At 31.5% G+C, this 13,138-nt stretch carries 13 protein-coding genes; 6 read left to right on the forward strand and 7 right to left on the reverse strand.

Translation table 11 applies throughout. The annotated features are described in order from the left end of the window. Positions 1 to 78 precede the first annotated feature (78 nt). The 6 genes from NSS74_RS25430 to NSS74_RS25455 all read left to right on the forward strand — a co-directional run bounded on the left by NSS74_RS25430 (position 79) and on the right by NSS74_RS25455 (position 5,106). Entirely contained in the window at positions 79 to 645 is a 567-nt protein-coding gene (locus NSS74_RS25430) for a hypothetical protein (RefSeq protein WP_193657802.1), read from the forward strand. Next, a complete protein-coding gene (locus NSS74_RS25435; protein ID WP_241139168.1) occupies positions 638 to 1,639 on the forward strand; it encodes a BtrH N-terminal domain-containing protein in 1,002 nt (333 codons plus the stop codon). The genes NSS74_RS25430 and NSS74_RS25435 overlap by 8 nt, the downstream gene beginning before the upstream one ends. Positions 1,640 to 1,720: 81 nt before the next feature. Continuing rightward, positions 1,721 to 2,680 (forward strand): hypothetical protein, encoded by a 960-nt coding sequence (locus NSS74_RS25440; protein ID WP_088031197.1) that lies wholly within the window; start codon positions 1,721 to 1,723, stop codon positions 2,678 to 2,680. A gap of 6 nt (positions 2,681 to 2,686) precedes the next feature. After that, positions 2,687 to 3,667 carry a YpdA family putative bacillithiol disulfide reductase gene (locus tag NSS74_RS25445; protein ID WP_149191271.1) on the forward strand — a complete coding sequence of 327 codons (981 nt, stop codon included), beginning with the start codon at positions 2,687 to 2,689 and terminating at the stop codon, positions 3,665 to 3,667. 18 nt (positions 3,668 to 3,685) lie between these two features. Beyond that, complete coding sequence (locus NSS74_RS25450) at positions 3,686 to 3,925, forward strand: acyl carrier protein (RefSeq protein WP_088031199.1); 240 nt, start codon at positions 3,686 to 3,688, stop codon at positions 3,923 to 3,925. Further along, positions 3,922 to 5,106: a hypothetical protein gene (locus NSS74_RS25455; protein ID WP_088031200.1), complete on the forward strand. Its 1,185-nt coding sequence runs from the start codon at positions 3,922 to 3,924 to the stop codon at positions 5,104 to 5,106. The genes NSS74_RS25450 and NSS74_RS25455 overlap by 4 nt, the downstream gene beginning before the upstream one ends. A gap of 160 nt (positions 5,107 to 5,266) precedes the next feature. Here the strand turns inward: NSS74_RS25455 and NSS74_RS25460 are convergent, their stop codons facing one another. Genes NSS74_RS25460 through NSS74_RS25490 form a run of 7 tightly spaced genes read right to left on the reverse strand, consistent with a single transcriptional unit; the run spans position 5,267 to position 13,137 of the window. Beyond that, positions 5,267 to 6,433 carry an AAA family ATPase gene (locus tag NSS74_RS25460; protein WP_340814535.1) on the reverse strand — a complete coding sequence of 389 codons (1,167 nt, stop codon included), beginning with the start codon at positions 6,431 to 6,433 and terminating at the stop codon, positions 5,267 to 5,269. A 25-nt stretch (positions 6,434 to 6,458) separates the two neighbouring features. Continuing rightward, positions 6,459 to 7,427: a hypothetical protein gene (locus tag NSS74_RS25465; RefSeq protein WP_201033399.1), complete on the reverse strand. Its 969-nt coding sequence runs from the start codon at positions 7,425 to 7,427 to the stop codon at positions 6,459 to 6,461. 12 nt (positions 7,428 to 7,439) lie between these two features. Next, on the reverse strand, positions 7,440 to 8,396 hold the full coding sequence (locus NSS74_RS25470; RefSeq protein WP_176280901.1) for a 3-oxoacyl-[acyl-carrier-protein] synthase III C-terminal domain-containing protein: 957 nt from the start codon (positions 8,394 to 8,396) through the stop codon (positions 7,440 to 7,442). A gap of 4 nt (positions 8,397 to 8,400) precedes the next feature. Beyond that, complete coding sequence (locus NSS74_RS25475) at positions 8,401 to 9,552, reverse strand: acyl-CoA dehydrogenase family protein (protein ID WP_340814536.1); 1,152 nt, start codon at positions 9,550 to 9,552, stop codon at positions 8,401 to 8,403. Next, entirely contained in the window at positions 9,533 to 10,294 is a 762-nt protein-coding gene (locus NSS74_RS25480) for an FAD binding domain-containing protein (protein ID WP_340814537.1), read from the reverse strand. Before NSS74_RS25480 ends, NSS74_RS25475 begins: the two co-directional genes overlap by 20 nt. Continuing rightward, the gene (locus tag NSS74_RS25485) at positions 10,272 to 12,611 is read right to left on the reverse strand and encodes a xanthine dehydrogenase family protein molybdopterin-binding subunit (RefSeq protein WP_340814538.1); all 2,340 of its coding nucleotides are present in this window, start codon (positions 12,609 to 12,611) and stop codon (positions 10,272 to 10,274) included. Before NSS74_RS25485 ends, NSS74_RS25480 begins: the two co-directional genes overlap by 23 nt. 58 nt (positions 12,612 to 12,669) lie before the next feature. After that, positions 12,670 to 13,137, reverse strand: coding sequence for a peroxiredoxin (locus NSS74_RS25490; protein WP_241139175.1), 468 nt, complete (start codon positions 13,135 to 13,137; stop codon positions 12,670 to 12,672). Between the last annotated feature and the right edge of the window lies 1 nt (position 13,138).

The following is a 13,138-nucleotide window of genomic DNA, read 5'->3' on the forward strand; positions in this document are numbered from 1 at the left end:
CAAATGATTTATGGTCCACATAGACAAAAGTATTATAAGCTCATGTTAATAACTATTGTAAAAAGTGAGGGATTTATATTGAAAGATTACCACCTTAATTTAAGTGATTTATTTAATAATCATGGTATTCTTGGTGAAAATGAACCTATTAATGATAGTAGTTTTAGCTTAGGAATTTCATTTTATCCAGCAGAACATCTCCCTAAATACGGAGAAAAATTCCATTGGGAAAATACTTCATTTCTTTTTCCAACGAAGACTAGTGAGGGTTTCGATAATTTAACTTTAGATTATCAAACTATTCAAGTTCCTAAAGGGAAATTTACTGACCTCTATATACTTGGTTCTTCAAATAATGGTAACTTTTATGATGATGTTCAACTCCTATTTAATAACAAAACAGTTTATACATTTAAATTAGCATTAACAGAATTTGTTTCAGAAACCTCCTGGTTTGGGGATCCAATTATTTTAGAATGTCCTTTTACTAGAAACAAAAATCTTGATTTATTCAGCTTACAACCCAAGATATATTGTCATCAGGAACAACTGCCTTCTAATATTGCTTTCGATGAAATTAAATTAGGTAGCAATCCCTTTATCCATATATTCTCAATTACATTAAGAGGTGAAACAATTGAATAAATCCAAACTATTTACTCATCCCTATCATAATTGCTTAACTATGACGGTTACAGGAGTAATTCATGAAGAGGTAGAAATTGAAGGCCTGTGGTTTCTTAGTCAACTCTATACTATTAAACGTCCAGATAACTCGGTAAGGTTTATACCTAGAATGAGTTTTTTTAACGAAGAGATTTCTGAATTTTCTAACCTAGTACCTGAACATAAAACATTTTCCAACTTTAATGATTACAGGGAAAGTTTAGATTCTACCCTCGATAAGGGGATACAAGTAATTGCGCCAGTCGATACTTTCTTTCTCCCTTACTCATCTAGATACCAAGTTCAACATAATTTTCACTGGATGGAAATTTGGAAAAAAGAAGAGTCTAATTATAAATTAATCGATCATTACTATCATTTCGTAGGCGATCTGAGTGAAGAAGATCTTCAAAAAGCTGTCGAAGGATCTAAAGAACTGTTACAACCATCAAGTTATCAGTATTATTCTTTAAGTACTAAAAATTATAAGTCTTTTGCTAAGCAATCATATCAAAAATCTATAAATATAAACCTAACGAGCCTTCTTTCTACTGACCAAGTTGGTTTGCCCGTGTCATATAAGATTTTTGATGAATCCTATATCTTCTCACAAGGATTAGACGTCTTTAAAGATATTTATCATAAGTTAAATTCAATCAATCAAGATATGGACGAAGAATTACGTCAAGTAACTCTCGAGGAGCTCTATGAAGACTTTAATGAATTGGGAAATTCTCGATATGTATTTGGAGAATTTCTCGAGAAATATGATACCTCAAAAGAAACAACTACTTTGGTACAAATCCTTACAGATTTAGCACAAGAATACAAGATTTGTGCTAACCTAGCACTTCGTAATGTTGTACGTAATGATCACTTCTCACAAAAGGTTTTTGATAGGGTATCTCAATTGAAAGAAAAAGAAGAACAATATATTAAACAGCTTATAAAATTATCCAGTAGTATTAATTAGTACTATATATTTGATTACTTAGTTCTCTATCCCTCTTCATTAAAACTATCTAATATGACTAAGCTGTAAAAGGAGTATAAAATGAAGAAATTAAAAATAGCACATATGGATAATCAGCTCGCAGATTGTATTACAGTATATTGTATGGCTGCCTTAAAAGGTTTGGGTAAAGTTAATTTTCAAGAAGTAACAGGATCTTTTTGGCGTTTTAATTATAAAAAAGATCCCCTGATTTTCTTCTCATTAAGTCTATTTAATTCACCATTTGAAAGAAATAGACTTCTTAATGATTATTTTAATATTCAACTTACGGCTATAGAGGAACCTATAGTAGACTATCATCAAATAATTATTTCCTCTCTTAGTAAAACTAGATTACCAATGGTTTTTATTGATAGGTTTGACTTGCCACATGATAATATATGCTTTCAAAAGTTTCATGAAAATCACTATTTACTTATTAGAGGATATGATCCTATTAATCAGGAGTATCATATTGTAGATTTTTTCACTACACCTTCCTTTACTAAAGTTAATCGTAATATTATTGAAGAATCTATAAAAAAGGCATTCCATATAGAACACCCTATGATTATTGCTAGCATCGAAAAAATTGAACATACTTTTAACCAAAATACACTAACTGAATTAATTCAATCAAACTACAAACATATGACACAAAAAAATTCTAACTCTTCTGGCTTATTAGGAGTTGAAAGTTTATATACGGATTTGGAGAAAAGAGATGACTATTTGCAAGATTATATAAAGGTAATAAATCTTTTTTCTAAACTAAAGCATATGGGATCTTATAGAGCTCAACATGCAGATTTTATTAATACTTATTTTGGACATCCTGTATTAGAAAATGCATTCCACGAATTAGATCACAAATGGAAATTGGTTGCAAATTATATATTAAAAGCCCATCTGACTAAGAACGATACACTAATTAGTCGTTCATTAAATACTTTGCAAGAAATCATCCAAATAAAAAAAGAAATATTACCCTTATATGAACAACTAACTAAAGGAGAGTAATTATAAATGAAGGATCTTATTATCATTGGAGCTGGCCCCTGTGGTCTTGCTGCAGCTGTAGAAGCTCATAAATCTAAACTTGATTACCTAGTTATTGAAAAAGGCTGTATTGTAAACACTATTTCTAAATTCCCTACATATGTTACGCTTTTTGGACCTCCTGAAGATTTTGAAATAGATTCTATTCCTTTCTCTTTAAAGTATGGTCCCCCAACAAAACAAGACTCGATGAGATATTACTATAAGGTTTCCAAATATTTTAATTTGAATATTAAACAATATGAAGAGGTTTTAGATGTCTCTTCAGTTAATAAAATGACTCAAACGTCTTATGAAATCCGTACGGATAAAGGAATCTATCATACAAAAAATGTTGTTTTTGCCACAGGCTTCTTTGATAATCCTAGAAATTTAAATATCCCTGGAGAAGACTTGAACAAAGTAAAAAACTATTTTACAGAATCTCATCCATATTCTAATCAAAATGTTGTTGTTGTTGGAACAGGACACTCTGGTTTGGAGGCCATAATGGATTTACTAACTGTGGATGCAAAGGTTACTCTTGTCCACAGAGGATCGAATCTCAGTTATACACCAAAAAGGTGGATGTTGGCATCTGTACGAAAGGCTATAGATGAAGGAAAAGTTACTGCCTATTTTAATTCTAACATACAAGAGGTTACAGAAAATACTGTAACTATCAATACTCCAGATGGCGTAAAACATATTAAAAATGATTTTGTGTTAAAGCTCATTGGATTCCAACCTAACTATGTTCCACTCCAATCACTTGGGGTTGAGTTCGACGAAGTTACAAATATACCAAAATACAACAAAGACTCTTTAGAAACAAATATCCAAGGTATATATTGTTGTGGTGTGGTCGCTGGAGGATCCGATGTTAATACTATCACTATTTCAGACGGACGCTTTCATGGCGAAAAAATAATTCAGAGTATCTTAAATAAAAATAAATTATATATTTAAAATTAGGGAGAAGATTTTATGCGAGATTCTATTATTGAGTTGCTTCAAAAACAAATTCACATTGATAGTAATACAGACGATGATCAAGACTTATTATTCGTTGGTTTCAACTCTATTGCATTTATGCATTTTATTGTAGACTTAGAAGTTTATTTTGAATTTGAAGTATTTGATGAAGAATTAACACTAGATAATTTTACTACTATTAATAAAATAATAACTTTTGTACAAAATAAAAAAGGAGTTGTTTTGAAATGAATGAGCTAATTATTGATAATTTCACAAAAAATGAAGAAGAATTCCAACAATTCCAGTACCTGCTTCGTTTTTTAAATAATAATATTATCTCTTGTAAAATTGATCATGATAAAATTAAGATTGATCATACTGAAAAAATTACTATTCATCTAGAAAAACTAGTCCACAAGTTAACAGAAAGAATTTCAGGAGGAAGGAATCTTCCTTTTAAAAGTCAAATTATTCATGAGCATTCGGTACAACCACCTTATATAAATGACATATTTACACAACTTATAGATCAAAATATTATTGTGAAAAATCATGAGGGAATCTTCACATTCCGTCCCCCTTTCTCAGACTTAATCCTTTTTTTAGACCAATTAATTGTTGATTATGTTGCAAAACCACTAGGTGCTGTAAATGAATATTATCCTACATTAATTTCAATGGATACTTTAAATAAAACCAATCACTTCACTTCTTTCCCGCATCATGTACTATTTACTCAACATTTAGAAGAAGAGTTAACGAATATAGATAAGTTCACAGAAAATGTAAGAGCGAACGATGGTTTGAATGCAGATATGATTAAACCTAATGACGTCAGAACAACTAGCCTTGTTAAAAATCCAGCTGTTTGCTACCATTGTTATCAAAGTTTAGAAAATAAAGAAGTCCCTAATGAGGGGAGTACAATAACATCTGTTGGAAGATGTAGCCGATATGAATCAAATAATCATTCAGATTTTGGCAGATTACTTGATTTTTCAATGAGAGAAATTATCTTTATCGGTAGTGACGAATACGTAAAATCAATGCGTGAAAAATCAATTATATTATTGAAAGAATTTCTTAACATATGGGAAATTGATTCTTTCCTTGAAAATGCTAATGATCCATTTTTTACAAATGATTATAAAGTTAAATCTTTTTTCCAAAGAGATCTGGATATGAAGTATGAGTTAAAATTCAAGATTCCTTATCTAAATAGTTCTATTTCAGTAAGTTCATCTAATTACCATGGTAATGTTTTTGGACAAGCTTTTTCAATTAAAAATAATAATGAATTTGCCTCTACGAGTTGTATGGCATTTGGTTTAGAGAGATGGATATTTGCATTCTTGGCTCAGTATGGTTTAGATACCCAACTATGGCCCGAAAAAATTAAAGAATTATTTTCAAAGTATTTAAAGGGATAATAATGCATTTTAAATATTTATCATTACAACCTTATCATTCTCAATATAAAAATGAGCATTAATATATTTTTACAAACATAACAAATACCAATCTAAGTTTAGATTGGTATTTGTTATGTTTGTACTTAACTAAAAAATTTCCTCCTTAATAATTATCTATCTAGCTATTCCTTCTCTTTTCCAAAAACTTCCTTACACTTGCCTCTTGTCCCACATCCCATGGCGTAAAAAATACTCTGTTTCTACACGATTCAGGCAGAAAAGGAGTGTCTATTTCCCCCGCTTTTTTATTTCCTTTATAATAGTTCAACAAATATTCTGGCACACTCGGTAAATATCCACTTTCAATTTCCTTAAATGTTGTTTGTACAGCTTCAACAATACTTCTTGATTTTGGAATTAAAGAAAGATACACTACCAAATTTGCTAATATTAATATTGAGTCGTATTCTTCATCGCCTAGATTATTATATAATTGTTGCGCACTTGCAATAGACTGCATAACATCAGGTTTTGCAAGTCCTACATCTTCAGCTGCAAAAATAGACAGCCTTCTAAATATTTGGCTACCTGGAACTCCAACGCGTATCATACGACATAGATAGTAGAGTGAAGCATTCTCATCACTCCCACGTAGAGATTTAATAAAAGCTGACATTAACTTTGAAGGATCATCCCCTTGAGTAATTCCTAAAACTGATTGTACATCCTCTAAGGTTATAATATTCTCTTCTATATTAAATAATAAATCTAAGGTCGTTATAAACTTTCTAACATCATTCTCATACGCACCCATTATTAATTCTTCTGCTTCAGGCTCAATCTCAATATTATTAAAAATTTTTTTTATTTTCTGGATTAATAACTTCACTTCTGTTCTGTTTGGAGGATATACTTTTGTTAAAAACATTCTGGACCGAATAGCATCCGCGATTGTTTTATATGGATTTTCAGTTGTTGTACCAATACAAATAACTTTCCCTTCTTCCATATACGATAATAAAATACTTTGCAACCTTTTATTTAAATAGTGAATCTCATCTAATATCATCACAAAAGAACTGGAGTGCTTTTCGATTACTTCTCGAATATCACCAGTTGAATTTACTGTTGCATTCATCTCTTCAAAAGGCAGATCCGATGATTTTGCTAAAATCTTTGCTAAACTCGATTTACCTGTACCTGGGGGACCATATAGTAAGATAGATTTAAGATTTTTATTCTCTAGCATTTTCATAATAGGATGATTTTTCTTTTTTAAATGCGACTGTCCTAGGACCTCTTCCATACTTTTAGGTCTAAGGAATTCTGTTAATATTTTTACCATTACTTTTTCCCCCACTCTAACTCTCTCACATTTTTTCTAAAACTACCCCTGCAATCCCATGATCAATGCTTGCAGATACAAGCAATATATCATCTCCTGGTTTTAATTTCTTATTAGACTCTAAATCTAGTAGTGATAAAAAAACATCACTACTTAATAGATTTATCTCTTGAGATTTTATTCGATTCCAAGAATTTAATCCTTTGTTAAATCCTATCTCTTTAAACATATTATCTAATCTATTGGATACGTTCTGATATACTGTCCATTTAATTGAATGTTCTTTATTATTAATATCATCCAATAATTCTCTATATTTTGCAACTAGTAAATCCTCAGCAGTTAAATAATCATTGATACTCCAATGCGCAGGACTTATATTATGGCAGGTAGGATATACTTTAAAATATTTAATTTTGTAATCACCATTCTGGTTATTTAATAGCAAAGAAATTGCCACATCCCCTTTTGTATAGCCATTAAAAGCAGAACGTGAAAAAGGAGCATGCATCGAATCTACAATAGTAGCCAGAAAATTTTTATACCCATTGTTCAATAGAGCTTTCGCTATGTCCATAGCCATAATACTACTTAAGCTGCCTGCTTGCCCAATTGAAAATGGCAAAGCTTTTTTTAATTTTAATTCCTTCTTAGCCTTAAGTACAGGTAACATACTATGACTTTGTTCTAACGTTTCATGACAGTAACATAATACATCTATTTCATCAGCGGGTATATTAGATTCACTTATTAATTTTAGTAAAATATCTGAATGAGGAGCATTGAATGTAGGTACTTTGATTGTTTTTGAAAGAAACTCTTCTTGTTTTTTTGAATCATGAATTGACGGTATGTTATGAATATTATCCTCGAACAGCCAATCCAAAGCGCTGTCTACGTTCGTTTGCTTTTTATTAAAATCTTGCAAATAGTCTGCCTTATTAGCATATAAGGGATTTTCAACATTTAAAATTGATAAAAAAAAACTATTCACACTATGACCTCCTTATAGATACTGGTGTAAAGCACAACCATATGTACCTCCTAGCCCCACTGTAATAGTTAGATAATAAGAACCTGGTTTTATTTTTTTTTCTATATCAATCATTTGTAAATTAAATAGAATATCTGAACAGTATAAATGTCCTACCTTATCTATAGTGTCCGTATAGAATTTTTCTATAGGAAAATCAAGTATTTCTGATACTTTTAGCCACGTCTTATAGTTAGCATTGCTCCCAATTATAAGGCTGATCTGTTCTAATGTAAGATTTGCCTCTTTTAATACTTCCCTCACTATTTGTCTAATAGCAAAATAGTACGTTGTATTAAACCATTCTAACTGATTTGGGGTAGAATTCACGCCATTATACGTTACCGCATCAACATTATTTTTTATAATTTGAATTGTATGGTGGTTCCCTTTAAGATTTTTACTCAAATAACAACAACTAGCACTATCACCTAATAATGAATCAGGGATACGTCGTAGGCTTGGATGAAAGGCTTTATCTCCACTTACTAATAATATCCCTTCCATTTCTTCATTGGAATTAAGTAATTGTTGTGCTAATAATAAAGAAGTATGAATAGAAGCGCAATTTTGTTGAGCAACAGAAAATGTGGGTATGTCCAATAAATCATAATCATGCATCAGTTTACGAAATATATTTTGCTCATGCCAATATATCTGAGAAGTCCTAGTCAATATTATTCTATCTATCGCTTTACCCTCTTTTTGTAATTTACATATTGTTGGAGTACAAGCCTTGTAAAGCATCTCCTCCAAACTTAATTTTTCCTCTATTGGTACACATTTAAAACCTAAATTGCTGTCAAATCTATCAATATCGCTTTTACTAAACGGATAATCAACAGCATTTATCATTCTTGCAACTTCAGGAATATCAATTTTCTTACTAGGTATATAACTAGATATATGTGATAAGGCAATAGGATTCATAGTCTTACAACCTACCATTCATCATTTTATTTTTGATATCCATTTTCAATATATTGGTTGAACCCTCCATAAACTCTATCATTCTTGCATCTCTTAACCACTTTTCCAAAAGAGGATGCTCTATCAATCCGTAGTCCCCCATTAATTTTGAGCATTCTCTAACTACCTTTACTACTACACCATTCATATACTGCTTTGCCATTGATGAATAATATGAGTTAAAATTACCAGCATCACATGTAATAGCTGCCTGCAATGTTAATACTCTTCCTCTTTCAACTTCCCATTTCAACCTGTCTAAAATAAATTTATTATATTCATGATTCACGCATGTTTGTACATAATCTATAATAGCTTTACTTAATCCAATAGCAATTGCAGCTGTTGCCGGTCTCATGTGTAAAAATGTTTCCATCGCTCCTCTTATCCCTCTTTTTAACGAACTCTTGTCATGTCCCAAAATATCTTGCTCCGTTACTAGAAAATCAGTAAACTCAATCTTTCCTAAACGAGCCGATTTTAATCCGAGTGTATTATCGACACTCTGTTTAATATTGGATAAATTATTATTTTTATTAATTAAAAAAGCATCTAAAAAAATACTTTTATTTTTTGGTAAATCTTTCTTTGTCTTTTTAGCAAAAACAACCATATAATCTGCAATAGCCCCATTTCCTACATATCTTTTTTGACCATTTAATAAATAAGTATTGTTTTCTCCTTTTTCTGCAGTCATTAGCATATTGGCTACATCAGACCCCGCGGTTGGCTCTGTTAATGCAAAAGCTGACCAAGAATTATTATTGATGAAATATTCAAAAAAATTATCCCTTTGTTCTTGCGTTCCTATTTTATCCACTATTGTTCCCGAAAGATTCGGACCTGGAAGGGATAAATATAAACTTGGATCTCCATAAGCTATTTCTTCTACAAAGATGACATTCTCTAATGCCGTTGTACCGAATACTTTATTTCCATCCTTTAAAGTAATTCCATCCCAATATCTAGAAGGTGTTTTAAAAAAATGAAGAGGCTTGAAATAGGAATCCTCAACAAAAGTATTAACAGGTTTACCAGCCCTATCACTTTCTAAAGCCAGATTTCTTACAACTTTAGCATATGGGTTTAACCATTTTTTAAATAAGTCTATTTTCATCCTTAAGCCCCCCTTTAAACTGATTTAGTATATGTTGAACCATAGAAATTTTATATTTTTTATATTTCGAGATGCTAGTATAATCAAATAACTCAGTAATATTAGTTCTATATAAATCTATTATTATTGGATACTCATTAATTCCTGTAATAGCAGCTTTTTCATTAACAATGGTGACACCAAGCATTTGCCTACTCTTTAAGTAAAATTTAATATATAGACTATTATGTATTTTAGGAATTTCTATTCCCAAAATAAGTTCATTTGATTTTAAATATAATTTATTTTGTCCCTTTACTAACTCTTTTATAGGTACCTTCTTCAAGTTATTTTTAGATCTTATCCAAACTAAAGCATTAGTAAGGTACCATCCCCCCCAATAATCTCCTGACAAATTAGCATCACAAATTGTTCCACCAATTGTTGCTCTATTCCGGACTTGTAAATCTCCTATAGTGCCCGCTGCTTGATAAAAAGCTGGAAGAGATTCTACTACTATGTGATTATTTAAAATATCGGTATGTGTAAGACACGCCCCTAAAAACACGCCATTTTCTTCTACTCTAATTTCTTTAAGTTCCGGAATTCTTGTTATATCTAAAACTGTATCTGGGAAGAGAGTTCCTTTTACTATTTGGTTTGTTACAACTTGTCCACCGCTTAATATTACTTTTTTTCCCTTTTTTACAGTTAATGCTTTTATTGCATCCTCAAGACTTTTAGGTGCCATGTATTCCACCATTGTTAGCCTCCTGTATTAATGACCAAATTTTATCTGATGTTGCAGGCATATCAATATGCTCTATACCAAATATAGATATTGCATCTACGATTGCATTTATTATAGCCGGTGGACTTCCTATTGTACCTGCTTCACCTACTCCTTTAACTTTTAAAGGGTTTACGGGAGATGGGGTGATTGTCTTTTCTAGTGTGATTTTAGGAATATCCATCGCTCTTGGTAATTGGTATGTTCGAAAAGATTGTGAAAAAGGGACTTCATTATCTTCGTCATTACATACTTCTTCTAATAGTGCTTGTCCCATCCCCTGGACTATACCCCCTTTAATCTGCCCTTCAACAAGCTCTTCATGAAGTATATGTCCACAGTCATCCACTGCAAAATACTCTAATATTTTGGGTTCACCAGTTAAAATATTAATTTCGACAATGCATAAATGCGAACCAAAAGGAAATGTAAGGCTAGAGGGTTCAAAAAATACCGTTTCCTCTAAACCTGGATCAACACCTTCTGGAAGATCATGGGCTAAGTATAATTTTTGTGTCACTTCTTCAATCCTCATAGTCTGTTTTTCATTAATGAAGAATAATCCTTTTTCAAATTGAATGGAACGAATATCTTTGTCCCAAATCGCAGATAAGTATATCTTTGATTTATTAATAATTTGCTGACACGCCTTGTATATAGCACTTCCACCAACAGCAGCACTCCTACTACCATAAGTCCCTCCCCCCCAAGGTACATTGCTTGTCTCACCGGTAATTACCTCAATATCTTCAAAATTTATTCCTAGTTCTTGTGATACTATTAATGACCATGCAGTTTCATGTCCTTGACCAGCCGGGCATGATCCAGAAATAACAGTTACAGTACCTAAAGGATGAATCCTAACAACAGCAGATTCAAAACCACTCGTCATCAAACCGATTGCCTTATGTTCCTTAGATGGACCAGTTCCACAAAATTCTACATAACTCGAAAGGCCTATACCTAACTGATAGTTACTTTTATTTTCCCTTCTCATTAACTGCTCTTTTTTCCATTTTTCATATTCACTAATTTTTATTAATTTTATTAAAGATTTATGGTAGTCACCACTATCATAAGTCAATCCAGTAACTACACTTTTAGGAAATTCATAGGATTTTATGAAATTTCTCATTCTTATTTCTACAGGATTTATACCACATTTTAGAGCTATGATATCTATAATTCTTTCTAATAAATAGATTGCTTCAGGCCTTCCTGCTCCCCTATATGCATCTATGGCTACTTGATTAGTATAATATGCTTTTATATCAACATTTATATAAGGAATATTGTAGCACCCTGATAACATCTTTGAAGTATAGATAGGCATTCCCGGTGTAGCTACTTGCAAATATGCTCCCATATTTGCATGTAATAATAAATCTATTCCTAGGATTTTTCCTGCAGGATTATAGTAGACCTTTACATCATGTATTTGATCTCTACCATGGGTAGTCGTACAAAAATTTTCATTTCTTGTCTCTATAAACTTAAGAGGCCTTTTTATTTTCTTAGCAAAGTAAGCTAACAGAACTTCTTCCCTATAAACATTCATTTTTGAACCAAATGCCCCACCTACATCAGGACATTTCACATACAAACGATTTTCCGGATGTCCTAAAGCAATTGATAAAGATAATCGTAAAGCATGGGGAAGTTGAGTAGAAGTCCACATTGTTAGCGTATCCTGATACTCATCATAGTAAGTTACTACTCCCCTAGTCTCCATTGGTAGAGGTGCTACCCTTGGAATTATGATTCTCTGTTCAAAAGAATGTACTGCATTTTCAATCTCTTTCTTATTTCCAAATGTTTTTTTTATATTGTAAGCTACGTTTTCCTTAATATTTTCATGTACAGATACACCTTTGTTATCTATTGCTTCCAATAGATTTGTAATAGCTTTTAACTTTTTATATCTTACCTTAACTTTACTAGCTGCTAATAAAGCTATTTCTCTACTTACAGCAATTATTATGACAATAGGCTCTCCTACGAATCTTACCTTTTCTTTTGCTAACAAGGGATGTCCTGGATTTTTCAGGTTCTCTACAGGCCATACAATTGAAATCTCCCCCAGGTTAGGATCTAAATCCTCACTTGTAAATATACCAATTACCCCTTCTATGAGGGCATCTGTTTTATCAATTTCTTCAATAAACGCATGCGGGACTGTACTTCTGACAAAAGTAACATAATGCATATCAGGAAGGTTAATATCGCATACGTATCTCCCCTTACCAGTAATAAATCTATTATCTTCTTTCCGCAGAGGTTTAGTATTCAAATAACCACCTCATTCCCCCCATTTAATTTGTAAAAGTTAGAAAGTAAAACCACGTATTTTACTTTCTAACTTTTTCCAATTCTTCCAACACTTCTTTTGCGTGATTACTTGGATTAACATCCGTAAAAATTTTTTGGATAATACCTTTTTTATCTAAAATAAATGTGGTTCGATTAATTGATTTAATAACCTTATTAAGAAACTTTTTCTCTTCAAACACACCATATCGTTTAGCAACTTCAAAATTCTCATCACTTAATAACTGAAATGGTAATTTGTAATCATCACTAAATTTTTGATGAGATTCTAAATTATCTGCGCTAATTCCAAATAGCTCTACATCCTCGAGTTTTTGAAACTCACTATAATTATCCCTAAATGAACAAGCTTCTTTTGTACAACCAGGTGTTCCATTTTTAGGATAGAAAAACAAAACAATATATTTACCTAAATAATCATTTAAACGTAGCTCTTTCCCATTCGAAGTTAAAAGTTTAAAATCTAGAATTCTATTTTCCAGTATCATA

The organism is Bacillus sp. FSL E2-8868 (assembly GCF_038005505.1).
Lineage (GTDB): Bacteria > Bacillota > Bacilli > Bacillales > Bacillaceae_G > Bacillus_A > Bacillus_A mycoides.